The organism is uncultured Treponema sp. (genome assembly GCF_946187725.1).
GTDB lineage: Bacteria > Spirochaetota > Spirochaetia > Treponematales > Treponemataceae > Treponema_D.
Genome location: NZ_CAMHSK010000025.1, coordinates 16,815 through 39,360, shown reverse-complemented (window position 1 = coordinate 39,360; position 22,546 = coordinate 16,815). Strand labels below are relative to the sequence as shown.

The following is a 22,546-nucleotide window of genomic DNA, read 5'->3' as shown; positions in this document are numbered from 1 at the left end:
AAAAGGGCGGTGCTCTACCTACTGAGCTAATAGCCCATGTGTTCATTGCTGAATGTATGATACTTTAAACAAAAGACGCGTTTTAGTCAATAGCATGAATAGAAAAATTGCAAAATTTACAATATTTTTTTGAAATTCACACCGTCAATAACAAGAACTCCGTCTTTTACTTCATAAGATGAGCTGCTTTCATCATCTCCAATTGAAGGATCTTTAACGAAATAGTCCATATATGAAAGAGCTTCGTCTTCACCTTCACGAACAGTCTCAATTGTAAAGAAAAGATAAGATTTTTTCTGACTGTACTCACCGTCAAATGTCAAATCCTTGTTGAAAAACTGCGCAAAATATGCTTCAGGATTTTCCACATCATCAAATTCTACATTTGATTCCAAACGGTCAACCTTTTGCACGATATGCTTTGTAAAAACACCGCCTTCTGAAAAAGAAAGGGTGATTTTCTGCTTTGTGAACAAAAAGGCATCAACATTCTCACCTGTATCTTTTGAGCCAAGTTCAGATTTCAATGTAATTTCTGCTTCCCAGCTTCCCAAAAGAGACGGAAGTGATTTTGATTCACAGGAAATAAAGACAAAAGAAAGTAAAACGGAAAAGAAAGCAATAAGATATTTAGATTTAGTCATAAGAGATAAAAAAAAGCCTACTCGGATTGCTCCTTTCGGCTTTAGCGTAAAAAGATATTAATTACTCGCCAGTAACGATTGTTGTGCGTGTTACCAAGATACCGAGGACGCTGTAAACTTTGTGGTCAACAGTAGCGATCTTTTTGATTCCGCCGTTAGCAGCAGCTGTTGAGATACTAACATCTGCAGATGGAAGTGGAAGAATGCCACAGAGGAACATACCAGAAGCTTCACCGCGTTTTGTGTTTGCAGCAGCACCAGCATCGAATGAGCCTGGAGCTACAGTTGTACAGCTAACTGCGAGCATAAGAGCTGCACAAGCAGCCAAAGCACCAATAATCTTTTTCATTTTTTACTCCTTTTTTGAAAAATATTGATAAATAAGATGTTATTCCATGAAAAATGAAAAGTCAAGTTTTTTTTCAGAAAAGATTACTAAAATCAGCTTCTCAAACTTGCAAGCAAGGCAGAACAACCGCGCGTAACATCATACCAAGTGTCATCAAAATTGCCCGTATACCAGGGATCTGCGACATCACGGTTTTCGCCAGTGTATTCAAGAAGATAATGAACTTTGCGCTCTGTGTCTTCGCCTACCCTCCGCCTCAAATGACGCTCATTTTCACCGTCCATGATTATCAGTAAATCATAGTCATTGTAATCATCAGGGGTGACGAGCCTTGCCCTGTGGTCAGTGTATGGGATTCCGTTTTGCGAAAGAATTTGCCGCGTTCCCCTGTGCATTCCGTTTCCGATTTCATCATAATCAGTTGCAGCCGAATCAATGTAAAATTCTTTTTCGAGACCGGCCTTTTTTACATAATGTTTCATTACCATTTCGGCCATTGGAGAACGGCAGATGTTTCCGTGACAAATAAATAAAATTCTTTTCATAACTGATGAATCATATCATAAAGAAGAATATTCGTTAATCAGAGCGGCACAAGCGGATTCCCGCAGGCAGCAAATAACTCAAATTTGAAAAAATAAATTCTTTTTTTGACAATGTCGTGATAAAATGTCAGTATGCGGGTTTTATCGAAAGCTAATTTTATCTGTTTTCTCATTCTGCTTACACAGATTCCCGTAATGTTATGTTCATGCGGCAAACCTGATGCTCCAAAACTCGTCCTCGGAAGGGATTTTTACTACTGGGAATCAACTGCTGATTCAAATCCCGGTGACGCAATGAAAAATGCCGCAAATTTCAAAAAACTCGAAGACCACTCAGAGCACAACCTGATGAAGATTTTCGGCAAAGACCGCCACTATGTTTGGATTCGGGCCGATTTTGAAATTCCTGAGTCACTCAAAAACATGTCTCTTGGTCTCGTAATTCCTCACCTTCGTTTTGCAGAACAGGTCTGGTGCAACGGCACATTCATTTCCCAGTACGGTGCTTTTCCGCCTCATGAGCAGTCAACCATGTTCAAGGCACATTTTTTCAGTTTTCCAATCAACATACTCAAGCAGGAAGGCGTAAACACAATCCTCATAAAAGTTTTTGTTTATGGAGACAGCGGCATTTCCAGCCACGCATTCATTCAGCCGACGGGATTCGCATATTCAAAATTTGAATCGATAAATTTCATAAATGCCCGCCTCTACATGCTCTTTTTTGGAATCATGGTTTTCACTTTTGTTCTATTTATATGTCTCTATGCGAGCATACTAAAATTCAAGACTTTCCGTGATTTTGCACTTCTGAACTTTTCTGCCGTGTTCCTGCTGCCCTATTTCTTTGCAACGGAGCTCCCGGCTTACACGACAGGCATGATTTCACATCTGATTTTTGCGAAATTTACGCTCTGCATTCCAGGATACACCATAATCTACCTCACGGGTCTTTTCGCGACGGATTTTTTCAAATCTAAAATGCAGCTGCCCGTCCGAATTGCACGGGATTCAATTCTTGCAATACAGATTTTATGCACGCTTTTTGCAACAAGCTACGATTTTCTCCTTAAAATCTCACCTGCAATGATGATTCTTGTCGGACTTCAGGTTCTTCTTGGACTTTACGAGCTTGTCAGAAATTTTTCAAAGAAAGAAACAAGGCTCAGGACCGTACAGTTTTTCATAGGATTCCAGCCATTCGGAATCGGACTTGCTACAGATCTTATAATCCGGCTTATCGACAACACAAAAGCATATCCCTATTTTACGATTTTCGGCTGGCAGGGAACAATCATTGTCTTCATCGTCATGCTTTCACAGATTTTTGCAAGAATCTACCGAAATAACGAGAATCTTTCAAATCATCTTCTTGAGGAAGTTGCAAAACGCACAAGGGAACTTGAAGACGCAAACAATGAACTTTCACTTTTGAACGAAAAACTAGAAAAAGACAAGCTACGCTCTGACAAAGACCTTGAAATGGCTTCTCTCGTACAAAAAAACTTCCTTCCGCAACCGAACAGGCATTTCAGAGGCTGGGAGATTTCGGTCTGCTACGCACCGCAGGCAAAAGTTTCAGGCGACCTTTACGATTACTACAGCTTTAATGATATTCTGAACGGACTTTCGCTTTTTGATGTTTCAGGTCACGGTCTTTCCGCAAGCCTTGTCACAATGCTTTCAAAGAACATAATTTCACGAGTTTTCCAGACAGGCTTCAGGCGGCGCGAACCAATCGACAATGTACTGACAAAAATAAACAATATGATTATTTCCGAGAAAGGCGACATCGACAACTACATGACAGGCGTTCTCTGCCGCTTTACAGATACTGAAGATTCTGGAAAATGCAGCGTAGAACTTGGCAATGCTGGTCATCCCTATCCGCTCAAATTCAGCGTACATGACAAGGAAATTTACGAGCTTCGGGGCAACGACGGCAAAAAGCATTACGGCGCAATCGGCATGAAGGGAATCATGACATCATTCGCCCGTTCAAATTTCTTCATGTCAACAGGCGATATTCTCATTCTTTACACAGACGGTCTTACTGAGGCGCAAAACTCAAAATTCGAGCAGTTCGGAATTGAACCTATCAAGGACATTGTAAAAAAGAATCATGCCCGCAACACTGACGAAATCGCAGGTCTTATTTTTGAAAAACTTGAGGAATTCACCGAATACAAGCCTTTTGAGGACGACATCACGCTGATTATCGCAAAACGCAAGAATACGGTCGAATATGTCGCAGACGACGAGCATGATGACGACATGGAAGAGATTGTCGAAGAACTGCCAGAAGCATAACCAAGGCAGTCCAAAACTCAAATCAAAAGCCGCGTTTTACAAGGCAGAATAAAACTTTTCGACAGCACGAATCATAAATTCAACATCTTTGGCACCCGCGCTCTCATACGGAGAGTGCATCGCCCACTGAGGAAGTCCGATATCAAGACACTGAATCGAAACATGATTCTGGCTTATATTTCCCAAAGTTGAGCCGCCGGCAACATTTGAATTGTTCGTGAAAATCTGAAAAGGAACGCCTTCTTCCCGGCAGATTTCCTTGAACAAAGCTGATGAAAGTGCATCACTCGTATATTTTTGAGCCGCATTGAATTTGATTACGATTCCGCCGTTGATTTTTGGCTGATTGACAGGGTCTGACTTTGAAACATAATTCGGATGAACAGCATGTGCATTGTCTGCGCTCAGCATTATGCTTTTTGACAGAGAAATCTTAAAATCTTCGCCACTCCAGTTTAGTTTTTCAGAAATTCGTGACAGGGTATCGCTCAGGAAAGTTGAATCCGCGCCCTGACGGCTTGAACTTCCAACTTCTTCGTTATCAAAAACGCAGTAAACAGGGATGGATTTATGGGAATCTGCTGAATCAGAGCCATTTTTTACAGACTGCAAAAAGCCCTGCAAAGTCGTAAAGGCACATTCCAAATCATCCAGTTTCGGAGCTGATATGAACTCATTTTCCGCACCCCAGACAGAAGGCTCAGAACGGTTGTAAAGGAACAAATCATGAGAGATTATGTCAGATTCTTCTACAGATGCAGATTTTGCAATAAGCGAAAGAAGATTTGACTTTTCATCAAGCGAAAGAACGGGCCGGATTTCTGACTGCACATCGATTTTACGCCCATCATTTGCTTCGCGGTCAAAATGAATCGCAAGATTCGGAATCATCACTAAATCACGGTCGATGCTAACAAGAATCTCTTTTACTGAAAATTTACCGCCGTTCCGATTACGAACAACAAGCCTTCCGGCAACAGAAAGAGGCCTGTCAAACCAGGGATTCAGAAGCATTCCGCCGTATTTTTCGACATTGAGGACTACAGCCCCGGCCGATTTTATTTCAGGATTTTCCTTAATCTTAAACGACGGAGAATCTGAATGACTTGCACAAAGCAAAAACGGCCTGACCGCATTAAAATCAGAGTCTGGAAGAGAAAAAGCAATTACAGAAGAAGAATTTCTCCTGACAAAATATTTGCCGCCTGGCGCGAGGTTCCATTTTTCACATTCAAAAAGCTCAGTAAAATTATTTTCTGACAAGGTATGCGCGATATTTTGAACCGCATGGAACTGGCTCGGAGATTTTTTGATAAAATCAAACAATTTTTGAATCATGCGTACAGTTTACAGCAAGGAAATGAAAAAAGCCATACGGATTAATTTCGGCATGTGCCAATCAGAACATTTCTACATATAGAAATAATCATCGTACTATGATATAATACGCGAATTATGAATATCATAAGTATTTTAGGTGCGGCACAGGGAGCTGTCGCACAAGGCTTGCTTTGGGGTATCATGACGCTTGGCGTTTACCTCACTTTCAGAATTCTTAACATTGCAGACATGACATGTGACGGCTCGTTTGCTCTCGGCGGCTCGACTTGTGCAATTCTGGTAACAAAGGGAGTTAATCCTCTTCTCGCTGTTTTTATCTCGTTTTTTACAGGCTTAATCGCAGGCCTTGCAACAGGTCTCATGCACACAAAGCTCAAAATTCATGAGATTCTTGCCGGAATTCTCTCGATGATTGCACTTTATTCTATTAACATCCGCATCATGGGAAAATCAAACACTCCGCTTCTCGGTGTTGATACAATGATGACAAAAATGCAGGACGCAATTGACATCACTCCGAACATCGCTTCCTTCATCATCGGAATCATCTTCGGCATTTCACTGATTGCATTCCTTTACTGGTTCTGTGGTACTGAAATCGGCTCTTGTCTGCGTGCAACCGGCAACAATGAAAAAATGGTCCGCGCAATGGGTGTTGATACCGATAAAATGAAGCTCATGGGACTTATGCTTTCAAACGGTCTCATCGCTCTTTCGGGTGCACTTGTAGCTCAGCAGCAGGGATACGGTGATGTCGGAATGGGAACAGGTGCAATCGTCATCGGTCTTGCTTCTATCATTCTCGGCGAAAGCATTTTTGCATGGTTCAACAAGCGCTTTGCATTCTATGTAACGCTTCTTTCAATTCTTCTTGGCTCAGTTGTTTATCGCTTGATTATTGCAATCGTTCTTCAGCTCGGCCTTAAATCATCCGACCTCAAACTGCTCACGGCAATCATCGTAGTAATCGCACTTGCAATTCCTGTAGCAAAAAAGAAGATTCTCAAAAAGAAAGTCGCATCAGCAGTCATCAAGGAAGGAAAATAAAATGCTTGAAATAACACATGTATCAAAGACCTTCAATCCAGGAACAATTACAGAAAAACGCGCCCTCCATGACATAAACCTCACGCTTGAAGACGGTGACTTTGTAACAATCATCGGCGGAAACGGCGCAGGTAAATCAACGCTCCTCAATCTCATTGCGGGAGTTCATTCATGTGACACCGGCTCAATCAAACTTAACGGCCGCGATGTTACTCAAATGCCGGAATATAAAAGAGCAGCTTTTTTGGGACGAGTTTTTCAGGATCCGCTTACAGGAACTGCAGCAAACATGGAAATCGAAGAGAACCTTGCAATGGCTCTCCGAAGAGGCAGCACCCGCACACTCCGCTGGGGAATTAAAAAAGAAGAAAAAGCTGTTTACAGAGACAAACTTGCAATGCTCGATCTGGGGCTTGAGTCACGGCTTACAAGCAAAGTCGGGCTTCTTTCAGGCGGTCAAAGGCAGGCTCTCACTCTTTTGATGGCAACATTAAAAAAACCAGAACTGCTTCTTCTTGACGAACATACAGCCGCACTTGACCCAAAAACCGCAGCAAAAGTCCTTGAGCTCACAGAAAAATTTATTGAACAGGATAAGCTCACGGCATTCATGGTCACGCACAACATGAAGCATGCAATCCGCTACGGAAACCGCCTTATTATGATGATGAAAGGTCGAATCGTTTATGATGTCCGTGGTGAAGAAAAACAAAATCTTAAAGTAGAAGATTTACTTGCAAAATTCAATGCAGTTGGCGAACTCAATGACCGAATGATGCTCGGCGAGTAAGCCTAAAAAGCACAAAAAAAGCTGTTCGAAAATGCTCTGCTCTCAGCCGGAACATTCCGAACAGCTTTTTTTTATTTGGATGATTTCAGCATGTAAAGCTCATCCTTATCTTTGTCATAATAGAATGTATAAAGAAAGATTTTTGTTAAATCCTTGTCGGTTATGCGGTAAGTCGTGAACGCATATTTATAACCTTCTTTTTTCATCATTGGTTTAAGTTCAGCATCCCACATCCTTGTTTTTTCGCCGGCACGGAAATTATAGAATTCAGTAATTGTTTCATTTGGGCCCATACCCCAGCCAGCAGCATTGAAAAGCTGAGCCGTGCGGTTATTTCTCTGCTCATCGGTTTTGAACGCATAAACTTTCATTTGCCTGCGCAACTGCTGAATCTTAAACTCGTACCAAAGATAATTATCATCTTCAGCTCCGTTGACCTTAGTTGGATTCTGCTGTTGTGCAAAAATTATTCCAGTAAAAGCCAGCAAAAACAAAACTGTCATAAGTCTTTTGACCATATATAATCTCCTATTACTTCTATTATAACATGAAAAATCTGAAAACTGTACAGAATCTATTCATATTTTTAAAAACTGTGGAACATTACGATTCAATTCATTATAATTGAAAAGAAATTTTTATTTATATAGAGGAATTTTATGTCAGACAAAGAAGTTCGCGTTCGTTACGCACCGTCACCAACAGGTATGCAGCACATTGGTGGCGTTCGCACTGCACTTTTCAATTATCTTTACGCACGAAGCCAGGGTGGAAAATTCATTCTCCGTCTCGAAGACACAGACCGCACCCGATACGATGAAAAATATGTCAAAAATCTTTACGATACAATGGCATGGCTGGGAATTGAATGGGACGAAGGCGGCGAAAAAGGCGGCGAATACGGTCCTTATGTTCAGTCAGAGAGATTTGAGCTTTACAAAAAATACGCACAGGAACTCGTAGACAAAGGCGAGGCTTACTACTGCTTCTGCGATGCTGAGCGACTGGAGCGAATCAAAAAAATCCAGACCGAGAACAAAATGGCTCCGGGCTACGACCGAAACTGCCGTCACCTCACTCCAGAGGAAATCAAGGCAAATCTTGATGCCGGAAAACCTTATGTAATCCGCCTCAAAGTGCCTCTTGAAGGAGAGACAACTTTCCATGACCACTTGCTGGGCGACATCACATGGAAAAACGAAGACATTTCCCCGGACCCGGTTTTGCTCAAAAGCGACGGCTTCCCGACATATCATTTGGCTAACATCGTTGACGACCACTTGATGAAGGTCAGCCATGTAATGCGCGCTCAGGAATGGATTCCTTCTACCCCGCTCCATGTTCAGATGTACAGAGCTTTCGGCTGGGATCATCCTGAATTCTGCCATCTTCCTATGGTAAACGGTTCTGACGGCAAAAAGCTTTCAAAACGACACGGCTCAACTTCACTCAACGAGTTCCGTGCACGAGGATACCTTCCGCAGGCTATCGTAAACTATGTTGCTTTGCTGGGCTGTTCTTACGAAGAAGGCCGTGATTTCTATACACTTCCAGAACTTGCAGAGAGATTCAAGCTTGAGCACCTCAACAAGGCTCCGGCTGTATTCGACTACAAAAAGCTGGAATTCTACAACGCAAACTATATCCGACAGCTCTCAACAGAAGAACTTTACAAGTGGACCCTTCCATTCATCACAGGAACAGGGGATGCAAGACTTGAAATCAACCCGGAGAACCCACAGCCAAAACCAAATGTTGGCCCAGAGTTCAGTGGTGTTGCAATGGGCGAAGACGGCGAGCCATACTGCGTAGACAAATCAATGAACATGACGAGCACAGATGTCAAAAAGACACTCATGGGTCTCATGCCACTCATTCAGGAGAGACTTAAGTTCCTCACGGAGGCTGCGGAGATGGTTCACTTTATGTTCACAGAACCAGCCGTACCTCCAGTTGAGCAGCTTGTTCCGAAAAAGCTCGACCAGGCAAAAACAAAAGAAGTCCTTGAGAACGCAAAAGAATTCGTTGCAAAAGTATTTGAGCTTGACCACGAAGGTGCAGAGAACTTCGCAAAAGCAAAGGCTGAAGAACTCGGTATCAAACTCGGTGATTTTATGATGCCAGTTCGTATGGCAGTAACAGGAAGCCGCGTTTCTCCACCGCTCATCGGTTCTATTGCAGTTTTGGGCAAAGAACGCGCTCTTGAGCGAATCGAAAGAACTATTGCCACACTGTAACCAATGCGAAAGGGATTGTAAGGGTGAGCCAGTTTGCGAAGCAAACTGAGCGAAAAACGGCTGGCCGTTTCGAAGGCGGAAGCCGTAGCCCTGAAAAGCCCGGACTGCCGCTTGCGGCAGTTTCGCCCATAAAATAAAGAAACAATGAACGAATACGATATCGAACTTGACGAACAATTCAAAAAACAGATAAACGCGCTGCGTGACATCTTCATTCAAAAACAGCCGATTCAAAAAGACGGAACTTTCTCCCCTGAGCTGGTAAAAGAAACATCAATCGAAATGCTTGACTACATAATAGAAGACAAAGCTTCACTTTCAGCCTTGAAAGACTGGATGGAAGAGCACGATTTTTGGACAAGCCCTGCCAGCACAAGATTTCATGGAAATGTGAAAGGTGGGCTTGCCGCACATTCTCTTTTGGTTGCAGTTCAGGCACTTCGATTTGCAGAAAGTTTCGCCGCAAATTTCGCAATTTCAAAACGCAGTGACCGATTTGCTTTCACAGCAGAAGATGTTTTTATATCGGGTTTTGCACATGATTTTTGCAAGGCCGGCACTTACGCCACAGAAAGTAAAAAAACAAAGGATTTTAACGGCAACTGGAAATACGAGCCATACTACAAAACAAAGTCAGATTTGCGCAATCTTGGGCACGGAAACGAATCAGTTTTGCTTCTTTTAGAATCAATGCCGCAGCTTCTTAAACGACGCACTGTAATCGAGGCAATCAGCCGGCACATGGGATTTTCTGACCTGGCGCCGATGGAAACATACAATTATTCGAACCTTCTTCAAAATCCGCTCGTGCTTTTGATTCAGCTTGCAGACCAAAGCGCAGCTCAGTGGTGGGATTTGTAAGGTTCATAAAAGGAGGAAGCCATGAGCTTTGACCCCACGATTTTTTTTGCAGTTATTGCAGGATTTTTGCTCTTTCTTGGTTTTATCGGTACATTTTTGCCGATTCTGCCGGGACCCCCTTTAGCCTGGGCAGGACTTCTTTCAGCTCATTTTTCAGCACATTCTCAAATTTCCGTAACAACGCTGATTATAACGGGATTTTTTGCACTTTTAATCACCGTCGCCGACAACATTTTTCCTTCGCTAATGACCAAAAAAGCAGGAGGAAGCAAAGCCGGTGTATGGGGAAGCACAATCGGCCTGATTTTCGGCATTCTTTTCGCTCCAACCGTGATTTTAATCATATTAGGTCCGTTCATCGGAGCTTTCATCGGCGAGATGATTCATGATTCACAAGACACAGGCAAAGCATTACGAGCCGCCTTCGGTGCATTCACAGGCTTTATGCTCGGAACAGGCATAAAAATGATCTGCGTAAGTGCCTTTATCTGGATTTTTGTGATAAGTCTGCTGAAATAAGAAAAGACCGGGCCATACAGCGCTTCGCTCGTTTGGCCTATAGGAAGTGATTTGAATGTATTTTCTCACTTCGTTTCGAAAATACTGGGCCATCTTGGATTTGAACCAAGGACCAAAGGATTATGAGTCCTCTGCTCTAACCGCTGAGCTAATGGCCCGAAGTGGATTTAATAATATCAGAAAATAGCGGTATTGGTCAAGATGACAGTGTATAGTAGACTAAAGTTTCTGTGTATTTTGAGTTAAAATTCAGTTTTATTTCACAAATGCCTTATTCACAAGTATACCCGACACAGCTGAAACTAAAGAGACTGGTATCGTTATTACATTGCCAACGTGATTTATCACATAAACTGTTGAATAGTAATCTTTTTTGATTTCTCGACTTACAAAAATCGAGTTGTCATATTCGTTCTTTTCATAACTTATAACAACAGTTTCTTCATCTTTTGTCTTGTAAGCAGAAATTTTAGAAACAGTTTTTTCTACAATGATATGATTTTTCGTAAAAGGCTTGTGAAACTCAGGATACATCTTAATTTTGTTTTCACACCTTGCCTCTATCATTTTTCTCTTATCTTCTTCGAAATCAAACAAAGGTTTTTCCACTTCTGGTACATAATCAATAGCAGCCAAAAAAAACATCCCAGCTGAAATAAACAGGCATTTTCCAAGACTTACAGTTGAAGCTCCAGCTATGCTAAAAGGTTTAACAAAAAAAGAATAAGCAATGTATTTATAATCAGGCTCGCTTATTACCGTGATTTTTGTGGAATGAGTCTCAAGGGTAAGAGTTCCTTGACCAGAATAAAAAGAGTAGACTTTTTTTGTTGTTTTTTCTTCATTGAAGTCTTTTGTACATTTTGAAAGCATTTTAAAGTCTTCATAAATGCAACTCTCGTATTGTTCATATACCTTTGTTGACTGGCAGGAAATACATAACAAGGCCAGACAAATAGAGAAACAAGAGAAAAATGATTTCGATTTCGCTAAATTCAAATTTATCATAGAGAGTTGGAAAGAAACTTGTTAAAGGCTCATCGGATTTCCGAGCGGAGGCTAACTAGAAACCCGATGATAAAAGATTTTGATTAGTATGAACCGGAACGATATTCGTCTACCAGATTATTGAAATCTTCGTGCGAAAGTCCCAGACATTGTTCAAGGTCGCCGTATTCAATGAAACCGAGACGGTATATCATATCCGATGAAATTTTATCAATCCACTGAAGGTTTTTCAGCTGCGAGGCCGATACGCTTACATCGATTCGATTGTAAGATTCCTTTCCTTTGCCGTCGGTATTTCGCTTTTCGTATGTACTCGTGCTGTTGTTGATGTATTTTGAAAGCTCGCCCTGGCCTGCAGTTTCTGCACTCTCAATGCTTGATCCGACACCAACCACAAACACGCCTTCCTGCGGCATCTTCAAATCATAGCTTTCTGCAAGATAAGACTTGAAAATCCGGGCATCAGTCCATTTTGGAAGCCCATTCTTTTTCGCTTCCCTGCCGAGTGAACTTGTGCTGCCACAACTCACAAACAAGACCATAACCAATGCAAAGGCTGAAATGATAATTTTTTTCATACGATTCTCCTTCTGAAGTTTTTGTATCAAAGCAACTTGATACTTCGGAAAGAAAATGTATTGCATTGTTGCGGGAGCGTAAAATTTTTCAAATTTAAGTTCCCCTGGATTTTTTGATATAAGAATAATATACACAAATCCAGAGAAAATATAATTCATGGGATTAGACTCATTCGGAAATTGCAATTGCTCCAATAATTAATTCCAACTCTGTCATATAGATTTATCGTTATGACAGAGTTGGTAAACTTATTATTCAGGATATGAAATCCACTGACTGTTTGCAGCATCGTCAAACTGCTTTTCTGGATTTATGTTCATGAGAAGCAGTTTACAATTTGAAATCTTAAAAACAATTGTCGTTTCATCATCACTAAGTTTTGTGATTTCTACATCATTTGTCACAAGAAATTTTCCAGTAACATATTTTTTTCTGTTTTTTGCAATGAATTCAAAACATTTTGCAGTTTCTAATTGCCATGTATATGATTCCAAATCCATTACATCAGTACCGATTTCCAATCCTGTCGATTTGTCTAAAACTTTTATAAAAATCATTGTTTTTCTCCTTAAATATATTTTCCTAGCCAAATACTGAAACAAACAGCTAGCATATTTGCTTTCAGCATTGCGCTATTTTCTAGGCAATCTCATAATTTTTCTTCTGCGCAGTTTAGTTTTACAAGATGACGGCGCTATTATACGGGTCACATAGTAAAATTTTCAAGTCCAATTTTATCTCTGTAGTTTCCTTGCTGAAAATGAGGCTTATCGAGAATGAACAAAATAGAGAAATAGAATAGCTAAAAGTTATTTAATGGTGTTAGTGAAGTTTTTGATCAATTTGGAAGTGAACCTATATCTTATCTATTGAGTCCACAATAAAAATTGAATCGTGCATTTTTCCGGTTACTTTTACTCTTTTTTCTTTGTAAGATAGCAAATAGTTGTTTTCAAACGGATTTGAATCTTTATAGAACAAACGAATTTCATCTCCATCATCCTTTTTAAGGAATGGCTGTTCGCTTTCGCTTTTTGAGCCTTTGTCAGCGGTTCTAAAAATCACAATGCCTGTCAAAGATTCTGTCTGCTGTTTATTTTCTTCTGTCATTTTGATTCAAGCTCCTTTTTGATTGTGCCGTACTTGTCAAAATAAACCTTTACAGTTTTTTCAACTGCACCGATTTGTTTTGTGTAAATTGATTGCCACATTTCACGGTTGGAAAACTTGTATGTTTTTGGTTCAATTCCGGCAAGTTCTTTATGGAATGAATACACATGCCGATTTATTATCGCTTTAATTTTTGAATCTACTTCGCAAAGACTCATCTCTATTTGAGAACGAATGTCAGGAATTTGAACATAAAGCCCTCGTGCATGTCCGACAAATTTAGCATTATGCGGTTCGATTCTAGAACTTAACAAAGATGAATGCGAAGAGAACGATTTTTGACCAAATTTTGTTTGATTTCCAGTACTTGAACTGGGGTCTCCGTAAAGAGAGAATTCTGTCAAAGTCTTTATCTCTGTATCTGAAAAATCTTTGGACTCGTTAAAAAGCCTGTGAATACCTGCGAGATGAGAATTCCCGGCAGTTTTTCCGGCACAGATTTGTTTAAGGAATTCACCCACCATCAAATCGGCACAGCTTCCTGTTGGATTTGGTGTGCCATAAGCGATTTTGCTCGAACCTAGCAAAGCAATACAACCTGATTGCATTGCTTGAACTACGATGCTGTCAGTTTTACCAAGATTTCCAATGTATCTTGCTCCATAGCAGGCTTCAACGCCCAAAAAATATGGCTTTTTAAGAGCAGAAAGATTTTCTGGAGAAAACGCTTCTGGATAGGAAGAACCTTGTTGTCCGTACCAAAATTTTGCTACAGAACTTCCGTGAAGATTAAAGAACAAAATGTTACTGTCAGCATCAATACGAGATGAAACTGAATTGAGCGTGATATCTGGAGACGAATCCGTTGTTGAAGATGCAATTTTTCTGTACTCGTAATCAGATTCCTGCTTCCAGACTGCGGCACTGAGTCCATAAGTTTTAAGTTTTTCAAAACTTTCTTCTGAAATCATTGCATTCTTAAAATATGCACAGAATTCTTCAAAAATTTCTCCGTCATAAGAAGGCAACCGCCCAACAAGCAAAAAATTCTCAAAATCATATTTTTGAATTTCCCAAGGCGATGATGTGCTAAGCGAACTGTATGCCAAATCAGATGTAACTGATGAATCAGAATCCCCGCTTTTGTTCTCCCACTCGGAAACTTCAATAACCTTTTCATTTCCGAGTATGAATACATATTTGAATTCGTTTTTAGAACGCAAATTCTTTAGCAAAGAAACAACATCTGAAACAGAAGAAGAGACTACATCCATCAGAGAATACTGAATGCCACGAGTTTTCTTATACTCAATGTATCGTCCTATTTCCTCAAACAATTCTTGCTTTGAACAAGACAACTGTGAGGCAAGAACTGAAAGCCGTGTAAGAAGAACACCTTTCTCTACTGGTTCAGATTTTTGAGAATTTGAGAAAGGTTCTGCAGATCCATTAACAACAGCTCCGCAGTTTTCGCAAAAACGCATCCCCTCTTCAAGTTGTGCGCCACATTCTTCACAAAACATAAAGTCTCCTACAGTGAGCCGCCACAACTCTCACAGAACAAGGCTCCCTCTTCATGAGGCGTTCCACAGTTCGGACATGTAAGAAGTGATTTTGCCCCATTTGCTGATTGAGTCATAGGCGAAGCTCCTGTCTGATAAACAGTCTGAGGATTTTTAAGCGCACTGCTAACAGAGTTTACGGCATTATTCACACCGTTGGCAAAACGGTTTATCTCCGCATCTTTGTCAGAAAGACGTTGTGCCTGATTTTGTGCATTCGCACCAAGGCCAGCCATAGTTACATCACGCATCATAGCCATTTGCTGCTGCATGAAAGCCTGCATCTGTTCACTTTGTTTCATTGCCATTTCAGCAGTTTTGTCATTCTGGCTCGCTGCAAGTTCTGCCTTGAATTTTTCAGCCATTGCATTAGCTGCCTCTGGCGTGATATTAGGATTTGCAACAAGAATCTGCTCCGCTGTCATGTTCTGGAACATTCGGCGCATCTCTTCTTCATGCAGGATTTTCTGTGCGTTTGCTTCCATCTGACGCTCATGTTCTGCCTGCTCACGCTGCTGACGGATTTCCTGTGCCTGGCGAAGAACATCAAGTTTTGAAGCCATACGCTCTTTTTGCAGTTCAAGTTCGGTTCTTGCTTTTTCTGCTTCAAGTGCAGTTCTCTGTCGTTCCCGCTCGTCCAGATACTCCGCTCTCATTCGTTCCTGAGCAAGTTCATTCTGAAGACGGGCATTGCCGATTTCGGTCTCCCACAGCAGTTTCTGGCGGTCGAGTTCCTTTTCATTGGCGAGAGTTGCGAGCACAAGTTCCTGACCATAAGTCAAATCACGGAGAGAAGCATTCTGTGTAATTTGAGCCTGAATATTCTCAATTTCTTCCTCACGAAGAAGCCCGCTCTTCTTGTATTTCTGAATACCAGCCTGAACTTCATCCTCAGTCTTTGCCTCGCGAATCATTCGCTGAGCTTCAAGCATCTGACTGAATTTAAGCCGTTCGTCCTCGTTAAGCTCACGGTCTTCGTCAATCTTATCAAGTGCGGCCTGGAAATCAGTTTCGCTTCGAGCTTCGGCAAGTGTCTGTGCATTGTTTTCATCGTGCAGACGGTTCAAGAAATTGTTTCGTTTTGTAAGTTCTGTAAGCTCCAGTTCCGAAATATATAGTTCTTCCTGCATTTTTCGGATATTTTCCAGTTCTTCACGGCTGGCCGTAAGACTGATGATTTTTGAAGCTGAGAAATACGGATACAATTCCGAAATACGATTTTGTAATGCCAGAAGGACATCATTTGCCTTTGTTGAGACCTTTTGTGGCTCAGTTCCAGAAAGGGTTTCATTCAAAACCGCAAGAACTGTGCTTTCGAGAGATTTTGCGACAGTCTCATAGCAGAGCATTTTCTTATCAAGAAGCTGATTCGTGTAAAAATCATTGATATTAGAAACTTTTACCAAAAGATGAATGCCGACATTGCTTCGGATTCCGACAGTTTCCACATTCTCAAAGTTGAACAAAAGCGGGAACTCTGTAGAACGAACAAGTACAATGCTGACCTGATATGTTTTTCTGATTATATCTGAAGCGCCACCTTTGAAGAAATTAGCGACATTGTGAAAAAAGTTGCCGATTAGAGAGCGTTTCTTCTCTTCTTTTTCTTCTACGACAGCATTTGCATAATCTTTGAAAGCATATTGACCCGCTTCAAGCTGTGCCACAATTTTTCCCTGCACGAAGAAAAGAGCCTTTACGCCATCCTGTACGACAAGACCTTTTACTTTTCCGTAGGAAGCAATATCGCGTTCGTCAATTTTTACGGCAATCTGACCAGGAAGAATATTCCAATGAATGTATGATGAGGCAACATTTACACCACGCTCGTCATCAGGACGATTTGTAGCCTTTACCTCATCAAGTTTTGTTCCACAACTACCACAAAATTTGGCAGTATCTTTAAGTTCTTTTCCACAGTTAGGGCATTTTTTCATAGTAACTCCTCCGTTAAAGTCCTTTTCAATCCGCTCAATTTGAGCGTTCATATTGGTTCTAATTTTTATTGTTTTATGACAGTATCTGCAGGAAACAGAAGCTGAGCAACCACGTCCCAAACTCATCTGATAACTTGCACTCTGATTGCAGTGCGGGCAAGGAATAAGATGATATTTGAATTCTTTTTCGTCTGACATTTTTTTTCTCCTCTAATTTCTATTAGTTATGTTTAAATAAGTCAAAATCTTCATCTAAATACCTAAATCAAATGAATCAACATCTATACCGGTGTTATTCTGCAAAGATTCAAGTTTGCTCTTAGCAAACTCATTTCCTTGCTCAGATGATTTTTCATACCAGTAAATTGCTTTTTCTCTATCTTGCTCCGTTCCTTTCCCTTCCTCGTATAGCCGCCCGAGATTCCATTGAGCATACGGATTTCCTTGCTCGGCAGATTTTTTGTACCAGAAAAATGCATCTGAATAATTTTTCTCGACACCTATTCCATTCTCATTCATATACCCAAGCGTATTCTGGCCATAAGAACTTTGCCCGTACTTGATGGATTCATGAATTAATTCAGAACCTTTCGAAACATCTTTTTCACAACCTTCGCCATTTAAATAATGCCAGCCCAAGCGAGCAATTCCGTCATAATTCTTTTGATCCGCACTTTTTTTTGCCCATTCAAAAGATTTTTCACTTTTCTTTTGATTTCTGTATCTTTCACTGATGAAAAATTGAATCTGCGCATTATGAGAAACCTTTTCAACCTCCAGCAACTCTTCTAAAGAATACGCTGATTCATTTTCCAAGATTTTTTGAGATTTTGCTTCTAGTTCATGTTTTTCTTTAGCAAGTCGTTCTTTTTCCGCTTTTTCTTTTGCTATACGCTCTTCTTCTGCCTTTCGCTCCGCTTCTTCGCGTTCGGCTTTTTCTCTTGCGAGCCTTTCTTCCTCAGCTTTGCGGGCTGCTTCTTCTGCGGCGAGTTTTTTCTGTGCTTGCTTTCGTGCTTTTTCCAGCACGGCATTTGCATAAAATGGCATTTATTTTACTCCTTTGTGGATTGGTTTAAGGTATTTATCAAAATTTTCAAAAATATCAATAATTTTTATTAGGTTGTCCTCTTTAACTACTATCCGACCTCTTAGTTTTCCCTTGTCTCTATTTTCAAAAAAATAATATTGTTCCCCATAAAATTCCGTTTTACTAAAGGCTCCATGTGCAAAGGCACATCTAATCGAATAAATAAGTGACTTAGTTTTATTTTTCTTCATATCTGTATGGATAAAGACTTCCTTTCTATCTGAGACTTCATCCAAGATTTTGCTTTGTTTGCACAGGTTTTTAACATCTTGTTCAATTTTTTCCATCTCGTCCCTGTCACGAACTAATACGGTTTTCCAGTTTTTATTTAGAGAAGGTATATTCTTTTTAAGAATATCTGTTATTTTTCTGGAAGCTTTATTAAACACATCCAAATGTTTAGCCCGTCTGCTTACTTTTTCATCTACAGGAGCTTCAATTACAAAAAATCTGTATATTCTTGAAAACTTCTCGTCCGCAAAAGAAAAATCACTATCAAAAATCCAATTTTTAGCCATTTATAACTCCATACAATCAGTTCTTTTATGTATTACTGAAATTTGTTATTATCTTCAAAGTTGTATTTCTTTCTTTACCACAAATAGCAGTATAGGTTTTCTTTTTTCCCATTTTCGCTTAATTCTCTCCATTGTTCCAAATTTCGCATGAAGATGTGTCAATAAAAATTGAAGTCTTATTATCTATGGCCTTTTTTTTGTTATCATAGATTTCACAATTTTCTATCGAGAATTCTTTACAGTTTTCAATCCAAATTCCAGATTCATTGTTATACAATTTACATGTCTCTATATAAACCTCTGGCTCAGCATTAAGTTCTTTTTTTAACCCCCGATCATTAATGTAAATTCCGCTAGAAGAATTATTAAATATTTCAGAATTCTTGATTATTGTTTTATAATTTAGTTTATCAATTCCACTGGAATTATTATAAATTTTACAATTTTCAATTCTACCCTCATACATGATAATTCCAGTGTTGTTTTTAAAAATCTCGCAAGATTTTATTGTTCCAGCAAGTTCTAGGCCTGTACCACAACTATGGATTTTACATCCTTCGCAAATAAGCTTTGAACTATTTTTTCCCCACCACTCCGAGCGGATACCGCATCCGTCAAAATTGTAAATCTCACATTTTATAATTTGAGGATTTGAATCATCGTTAATAGAAATACCATTACCATCTCCTTCAACTTTTCCATCATGAATTTTGCAGTTTTCTATTTTTGGTGCAGCATTATTACGAATACAAATACCATTCCACCAAGCGTTATAGATTTCACAATTCTTTATTATAGGTTTTGCATTGTCTCTAATACTGAGTTCAGAATCGTACCAACTCTTGTCATTTGTTTCTTCATTATCATGTATTTTACAGCCGTCATAAATACCAGTTGCATTCTTTCGAACCCAGATACCACAAGAAAGGTGATTATAAATCTCACACTTTGTAATCTGAGGTTTTGAATCGTCATCAACAATAACACCAGGATAATTTTTTTCTTTTGTTTTGTTGTCGTGGATTTTACAGTTCATTATCTTTGGTGCGGCTTTATTTCTAATCCAGATTCCATTTCGTTTATTATCATAGATTTCACAATTCTCTATTCGCGGCGCAGAAGAATCTGAAATATATATTCCTTCTTCATCATTCTTAAAAATTTTACAATTTGTTATCTGAGGTTTTGCCTCTAAGTTAATGCTAATTCCTACTCCACCCGCATTGTGAATTTTACATTTTTCTATTGTAGGCTCAGAATTTCCAGTAATATATATACCATCATAGTATTCCTCGGAAATTTCACAGTTACTTATTCTAGGCTTTGAATTTTCTGAGATACATAATCGGGATTTAATTAAGCATTCTGTCAGAACTGGAGATGATTTATCAACAACATCAATTCCAGCGTAGCAATGTGAAATCTCACAGTTTGAAATCTCAGGTTCGGCATCATTCACACATACGATACCATCTGTATCATTCTGCGAAATAAATAAATTCATCGCTTTTGCTTTTCCAGAAGCAAATATAATGCCATGAGATGCAGAGCCTAAGACGGCGATGTTTTTTAGGACGGAATCACTTTCAACTCGTAAGCAACAAAGGCTGTAATCTTCGTCATAATCCCCACCGTCAGCATCATCAAATTCATAATCGCCCATATCTGAGAAATCTATTTCTTCATCGTTGGTAAAACAAAGGCCTTCTATCTCAACAGGAACCTTCAAATCACAGAATTTCTCAGAATCAAGCACGATAATAGGCAAATCTTTTGATGCTTTGTCTTTAACAGAATCCGCACAGCCAATAAGTTTTAGTGATTTTTCAAAAACAAGATGCTCTTTATATATGCCTGGCTTTACATGAACAGTTCCGCCTTCCATAACAGAGTCCAGACCTTCCTGAACAGAAGAAAAATCACAGTCCTTGTCTTTACCGACGGTACATTCTTCTAAATTCATCATTCTAATTGGATTTACGCACATAATATGCCAGAACAAGTTGTTTTCCTTGCAGAATTCCTTGTTAAAATCCAGTTTCGGCTCGCCCGCTTCTTCCGCAAGGACGGCCTTCATTTTTACGGCATAGCTTAATTCAAGCTCGTTCTGAGTCTCATCCAAAGTCTCGGCTATTTCTTTTGCCTTATCAAAAAATGATTTGTCGGAAAAATGCTTGTACATGGCGTAATAGAAGGCTACGCGCCAGCTGTTCGCAAGGGCATTCCCCTGCCACATACGCATTGCCTGCTTTATTTTGAGTTCCGCTTTGTCAAAGTCTCTGTTCCTGACCGCAAGACTGATTTCCGTTATGTATGCAGAAAGAACATCGATTTCTAGGGAGCCAGTGATTTCAAGTGCCTTTTCTGAATCAACTTCTGCGAGAGCCGGCAGGTACAAATCAAGGATTTTTTCATCATGCTTGTGCTTCTGATAGACTGGCTCCAGAAGTTCCAGTGCCTTTTTTACATTCCCATCATCATAAAAACAAGTATTTGCCTCGTTATAGATTCTGTCCTCGAATATCGTGAGGGATTTTTCCTCCGCACCGGCGTTTTTCATCTCATTTTCGAGTTTGCGTGCAACTTCCGAAGGGATCCCGAATTTTTGCTGCAGGGCATTGAGTTGTTTACGCTCAGAAAGCTCGATTCGACCGTCCGCAAGCACTTCTTTGAGGGCATTTTTGTACTGGTCAACACTGTCCTTTGACTTTTTCTCGGCACATGAGGTACAAACTCCGTGCTTTTCATCATAACAGTCATCACAGGTGAACTGCCCGCATTCCGGGCATTCAAAGCCCTGGGTAATTGGGACGATGCTTCCACAAACATGGCATTTCTTGACCTGCTTGGTCTGGTCTTCATTCTTGATAATCGTGGCATTGCCAGCAACATGGGTCTCTTCTTTGTGCCCGATTACATCGCCCGCAATCACATTCTCGTTGCCCATGTTAAGGCCGTCTGAGTTGACTGCCTTTGGCTCTCCGTCCTGCTTCGTGCCACATTCCGGGCAGAATTTCATTTTGAGGGCAAGCTCCGCCCCGCATTTTATGCACTTCTTCGACTGGGGAACTGGTGTTCCACATTCAAAGCAAAACTTCTGTCCTTCTTCAAGCTCGACTCCACAATTGCTGCAAACTGCCATTTTTCTATCCTACCCGAGATATTTCTGTTTTTGCATTAATTATACTATAGGAATGCATATTTTCCAATGAATTGCATTAATGAAAATATATCGCTTTACCAGCGAATCGTAAAAGAAAAAGGCTCTCCTTACCTCCGCCTGTCATAGTTCTCATAAATCCGTTCCAGAAAAGAATCCGATTCGCTCAGTCCCACATAGCTTGTGAGGCGTTCGGCAAGTATCAGGGGATTGTCGCCGTTCTGCAGAGCGAGGGTACCTTCCTGGATTATCGCAAAGCACAATCTCTCATAGTCGTTTTGACAGGTTGAATCCGTATAATGATTCGCAATATACGAGATGATGTTTCCGTCTGTTCCGTCAACAACAAAGTACAGGAGTTTCTGCATAAAAATTCCGTTGATACCGCCTATTTCTTCGTGCAAGGAATCCAGATTTTCTTCAATCGCAAGGATTCCTTGTCTTCTTGCTTTTTCTAAGAGGCAGACAAATTTCTTGCAGATTTTGAATATCGATTCTTTTTCCGCCTCTGTCATTTCTGAATACTGTTGTTTTCTTTCGCTCATAGAGTCTCCTGCAAAAAATGATTTAAGTGCCCGATATTCACAGGCAGTTAAAAACATATTGCATTTTGCTTAGAGCGTAAAATTTAATTAAATGGTCACTCAGAAAAGTATTTTACGTCGTACAGCAAAGTATTTTTGGTCGTTTTCATTGAAAACATTCCAGTCCAAGACTGTAGAATTTTTCAAAACTGTCATTGTTAAAATCCATATACATTTTCTTTACATAATTTTTTACCTCGTTTTTTGAGATGCTTTTGGAACTCGCAAATCTCCAGGTATCACAAGCAAAAGCTCCGTATTTTTCTGTTATGGCATCCAGAATATCTTGTATTGTTTTTAGGTCTGAATTTATACCCATTATTTCATAAATCTTTTCAACTTCCATAGTTCGGTTCTT

Annotated in this window: 22 protein-coding genes and 1 tRNA gene; 6 read left to right on the top strand and 17 right to left on the bottom strand. The window is 40.1% G+C overall.

Translation table 11 applies throughout. The annotated features are described in order from the left end of the window. Positions 1–116 precede the first annotated feature (116 nt). From Q0Q74_RS09730 to Q0Q74_RS09720, 3 genes are all read right to left on the bottom strand, one after another. The gene (locus Q0Q74_RS09730) at positions 117–644 is read right to left on the bottom strand and encodes a hypothetical protein (RefSeq protein WP_294430332.1); all 528 of its coding nucleotides are present in this window, start codon (positions 642–644) and stop codon (positions 117–119) included. Positions 645–705: 61 nt separating this feature from the next. Beyond that, positions 706–993, bottom strand: a complete 288-nt coding sequence (locus Q0Q74_RS09725) for a TRL domain-containing protein (RefSeq protein WP_294430330.1) — start codon at positions 991–993, stop codon at positions 706–708. A gap of 92 nt (positions 994–1,085) precedes the next feature. After that, positions 1,086–1,538 (bottom strand): low molecular weight protein-tyrosine-phosphatase, encoded by a 453-nt coding sequence (locus Q0Q74_RS09720; RefSeq protein ID WP_294430328.1) that lies wholly within the window; start codon positions 1,536–1,538, stop codon positions 1,086–1,088. Positions 1,539–1,670: 132 nt separating this feature from the next. Here Q0Q74_RS09720 and Q0Q74_RS09715 point away from each other — a divergent pair, with 132 nt between their 5' ends. Next, positions 1,671–3,848 carry a SpoIIE family protein phosphatase gene (locus tag Q0Q74_RS09715; RefSeq protein ID WP_294430326.1) on the top strand — a complete coding sequence of 726 codons (2,178 nt, stop codon included), beginning with the start codon at positions 1,671–1,673 and terminating at the stop codon, positions 3,846–3,848. A gap of 36 nt (positions 3,849–3,884) precedes the next feature. On the opposite strand, the gene Q0Q74_RS09710 is transcribed toward Q0Q74_RS09715, so the two are convergent. Continuing rightward, on the bottom strand, positions 3,885–5,186 hold the full coding sequence (locus Q0Q74_RS09710) for a M18 family aminopeptidase (protein ID WP_294430325.1): 1,302 nt from the start codon (positions 5,184–5,186) through the stop codon (positions 3,885–3,887). 117 nt (positions 5,187–5,303) lie between these two features. Here Q0Q74_RS09710 and Q0Q74_RS09705 point away from each other — a divergent pair, with 117 nt between their 5' ends. Together Q0Q74_RS09705 and Q0Q74_RS09700 are read left to right on the top strand one after the other, a co-directional pair. Continuing rightward, complete coding sequence (locus Q0Q74_RS09705) at positions 5,304–6,236, top strand: ABC transporter permease (RefSeq protein ID WP_294430323.1); 933 nt, start codon at positions 5,304–5,306, stop codon at positions 6,234–6,236. A gap of 1 nt (position 6,237) precedes the next feature. Next, the gene (locus Q0Q74_RS09700; protein ID WP_294430322.1) at positions 6,238–7,026 is read left to right on the top strand and encodes an ABC transporter ATP-binding protein; all 789 of its coding nucleotides are present in this window, start codon (positions 6,238–6,240) and stop codon (positions 7,024–7,026) included. 71 nt (positions 7,027–7,097) lie between these two features. Here the strand turns inward: Q0Q74_RS09700 and Q0Q74_RS09695 are convergent, their stop codons facing one another. Continuing rightward, positions 7,098–7,544, bottom strand: a complete 447-nt coding sequence (locus Q0Q74_RS09695; RefSeq protein WP_294430321.1) for a hypothetical protein — start codon at positions 7,542–7,544, stop codon at positions 7,098–7,100. A gap of 141 nt (positions 7,545–7,685) precedes the next feature. Between Q0Q74_RS09695 and gltX the strand changes: the two genes are divergently transcribed. From gltX to Q0Q74_RS09680, 3 genes are all read left to right on the top strand, one after another. Next, the gene (gene gltX, locus Q0Q74_RS09690; protein ID WP_294430318.1) at positions 7,686–9,263 is read left to right on the top strand and encodes a glutamate--tRNA ligase; all 1,578 of its coding nucleotides are present in this window, start codon (positions 7,686–7,688) and stop codon (positions 9,261–9,263) included. Between the two features lie 144 nt (positions 9,264–9,407). Further along, the gene (locus tag Q0Q74_RS09685) at positions 9,408–10,124 is read left to right on the top strand and encodes an HD domain-containing protein (protein ID WP_294430316.1); all 717 of its coding nucleotides are present in this window, start codon (positions 9,408–9,410) and stop codon (positions 10,122–10,124) included. 21 nt (positions 10,125–10,145) lie between these two features. After that, on the top strand, positions 10,146–10,643 hold the full coding sequence (locus Q0Q74_RS09680) for a DUF456 domain-containing protein (RefSeq protein ID WP_294430314.1): 498 nt from the start codon (positions 10,146–10,148) through the stop codon (positions 10,641–10,643). 85 nt (positions 10,644–10,728) lie between these two features. Here Q0Q74_RS09680 and Q0Q74_RS09675 read toward each other — a convergent pair. From Q0Q74_RS09675 to Q0Q74_RS09620, 12 genes are all read right to left on the bottom strand, one after another. Next, positions 10,729–10,801: transfer RNA gene (locus Q0Q74_RS09675), tRNA-Ile, on the bottom strand. Positions 10,802–10,898: 97 nt separating this feature from the next. Next, positions 10,899–11,516 (bottom strand): hypothetical protein, encoded by a 618-nt coding sequence (locus tag Q0Q74_RS09670; protein ID WP_294430311.1) that lies wholly within the window; start codon positions 11,514–11,516, stop codon positions 10,899–10,901. 218 nt (positions 11,517–11,734) lie between these two features. Beyond that, entirely contained in the window at positions 11,735–12,229 is a 495-nt protein-coding gene (locus tag Q0Q74_RS09665) for a hypothetical protein (RefSeq protein WP_294430309.1), read from the bottom strand. Between the two features lie 252 nt (positions 12,230–12,481). Further along, positions 12,482–12,787, bottom strand: coding sequence for a hypothetical protein (locus tag Q0Q74_RS09660; protein WP_294430308.1), 306 nt, complete (start codon positions 12,785–12,787; stop codon positions 12,482–12,484). Between the two features lie 298 nt (positions 12,788–13,085). Beyond that, positions 13,086–13,340: a hypothetical protein gene (locus Q0Q74_RS09655; RefSeq protein WP_294430305.1), complete on the bottom strand. Its 255-nt coding sequence runs from the start codon at positions 13,338–13,340 to the stop codon at positions 13,086–13,088. After that, positions 13,337–14,863: a C25 family cysteine peptidase gene (locus Q0Q74_RS09650; protein ID WP_294430303.1), complete on the bottom strand. Its 1,527-nt coding sequence runs from the start codon at positions 14,861–14,863 to the stop codon at positions 13,337–13,339. The genes Q0Q74_RS09655 and Q0Q74_RS09650 overlap by 4 nt, the downstream gene beginning before the upstream one ends. Positions 14,864–14,871: 8 nt before the next feature. Beyond that, entirely contained in the window at positions 14,872–17,037 is a 2,166-nt protein-coding gene (locus tag Q0Q74_RS09645; protein ID WP_294430301.1) for a zinc-ribbon domain-containing protein, read from the bottom strand. 54 nt (positions 17,038–17,091) lie between these two features. Further along, complete coding sequence (locus tag Q0Q74_RS09640; RefSeq protein WP_294430299.1) at positions 17,092–17,886, bottom strand: tetratricopeptide repeat protein; 795 nt, start codon at positions 17,884–17,886, stop codon at positions 17,092–17,094. Continuing rightward, positions 17,887–18,444, bottom strand: coding sequence for a hypothetical protein (locus Q0Q74_RS09635; RefSeq protein WP_294430298.1), 558 nt, complete (start codon positions 18,442–18,444; stop codon positions 17,887–17,889). Positions 18,445–18,562: 118 nt separating this feature from the next. Beyond that, positions 18,563–21,586, bottom strand: a complete 3,024-nt coding sequence (locus Q0Q74_RS09630) for a right-handed parallel beta-helix repeat-containing protein (protein WP_294430297.1) — start codon at positions 21,584–21,586, stop codon at positions 18,563–18,565. 128 nt (positions 21,587–21,714) lie between these two features. Beyond that, positions 21,715–22,149, bottom strand: coding sequence for a hypothetical protein (locus tag Q0Q74_RS09625; RefSeq protein ID WP_294430296.1), 435 nt, complete (start codon positions 22,147–22,149; stop codon positions 21,715–21,717). Between the two features lie 145 nt (positions 22,150–22,294). Beyond that, positions 22,295–22,534 carry a hypothetical protein gene (locus Q0Q74_RS09620; protein WP_294430294.1) on the bottom strand — a complete coding sequence of 80 codons (240 nt, stop codon included), beginning with the start codon at positions 22,532–22,534 and terminating at the stop codon, positions 22,295–22,297. Between the last annotated feature and the right edge of the window lie 12 nt (positions 22,535–22,546).

Bases quoted from the DNA above. Each gene is read 5' to 3' on its own strand.
- Q0Q74_RS09700 (WP_294430322.1), top strand. From the start codon at position 6,238: ATGCTTGAAATAACACATGTATCAAAGACCTTCAATCCAGGAACAATT.
- Q0Q74_RS09715 (WP_294430326.1), top strand. From the start codon at position 1,671: ATGCGGGTTTTATCGAAAGCTAATTTTATCTGTTTTCTCATTCTGCTT.
- Q0Q74_RS09645 (WP_294430301.1), bottom strand. From the start codon at position 17,037: ATGTCAGACGAAAAAGAATTCAAATATCATCTTATTCCTTGCCCGCAC.
- gltX (WP_294430318.1), top strand. From the start codon at position 7,686: ATGTCAGACAAAGAAGTTCGCGTTCGTTACGCACCGTCACCAACAGGT.
- Q0Q74_RS09710 (WP_294430325.1), bottom strand. From the start codon at position 5,186: ATGATTCAAAAATTGTTTGATTTTATCAAAAAATCTCCGAGCCAGTTC.
- Q0Q74_RS09725 (WP_294430330.1), bottom strand. From the start codon at position 993: ATGAAAAAGATTATTGGTGCTTTGGCTGCTTGTGCAGCTCTTATGCTC.
- Q0Q74_RS09655 (WP_294430305.1), bottom strand. From the start codon at position 13,340: ATGACAGAAGAAAATAAACAGCAGACAGAATCTTTGACAGGCATTGTG.
- Q0Q74_RS09720 (WP_294430328.1), bottom strand. From the start codon at position 1,538: ATGAAAAGAATTTTATTTATTTGTCACGGAAACATCTGCCGTTCTCCA.
- Q0Q74_RS09695 (WP_294430321.1), bottom strand. From the start codon at position 7,544: ATGGTCAAAAGACTTATGACAGTTTTGTTTTTGCTGGCTTTTACTGGA.
- Q0Q74_RS09665 (WP_294430309.1), bottom strand. From the start codon at position 12,229: ATGAAAAAAATTATCATTTCAGCCTTTGCATTGGTTATGGTCTTGTTT.
- Q0Q74_RS09730 (WP_294430332.1), bottom strand. From the start codon at position 644: ATGACTAAATCTAAATATCTTATTGCTTTCTTTTCCGTTTTACTTTCT.
- Q0Q74_RS09635 (WP_294430298.1), bottom strand. From the start codon at position 18,444: ATGGCTAAAAATTGGATTTTTGATAGTGATTTTTCTTTTGCGGACGAG.
- Q0Q74_RS09625 (WP_294430296.1), bottom strand. From the start codon at position 22,149: ATGAGCGAAAGAAAACAACAGTATTCAGAAATGACAGAGGCGGAAAAA.
- Q0Q74_RS09705 (WP_294430323.1), top strand. From the start codon at position 5,304: ATGAATATCATAAGTATTTTAGGTGCGGCACAGGGAGCTGTCGCACAA.
- Q0Q74_RS09640 (WP_294430299.1), bottom strand. From the start codon at position 17,886: ATGCCATTTTATGCAAATGCCGTGCTGGAAAAAGCACGAAAGCAAGCA.
- Q0Q74_RS09650 (WP_294430303.1), bottom strand. From the start codon at position 14,863: ATGTTTTGTGAAGAATGTGGCGCACAACTTGAAGAGGGGATGCGTTTT.
- Q0Q74_RS09630 (WP_294430297.1), bottom strand. From the start codon at position 21,586: ATGGCAGTTTGCAGCAATTGTGGAGTCGAGCTTGAAGAAGGACAGAAG.
- Q0Q74_RS09670 (WP_294430311.1), bottom strand. From the start codon at position 11,516: ATGCTTTCAAAATGTACAAAAGACTTCAATGAAGAAAAAACAACAAAA.
- Q0Q74_RS09680 (WP_294430314.1), top strand. From the start codon at position 10,146: ATGAGCTTTGACCCCACGATTTTTTTTGCAGTTATTGCAGGATTTTTG.
- Q0Q74_RS09620 (WP_294430294.1), bottom strand. From the start codon at position 22,534: ATGGAAGTTGAAAAGATTTATGAAATAATGGGTATAAATTCAGACCTA.
- Q0Q74_RS09660 (WP_294430308.1), bottom strand. From the start codon at position 12,787: ATGATTTTTATAAAAGTTTTAGACAAATCGACAGGATTGGAAATCGGT.
- Q0Q74_RS09685 (WP_294430316.1), top strand. From the start codon at position 9,408: ATGAACGAATACGATATCGAACTTGACGAACAATTCAAAAAACAGATA.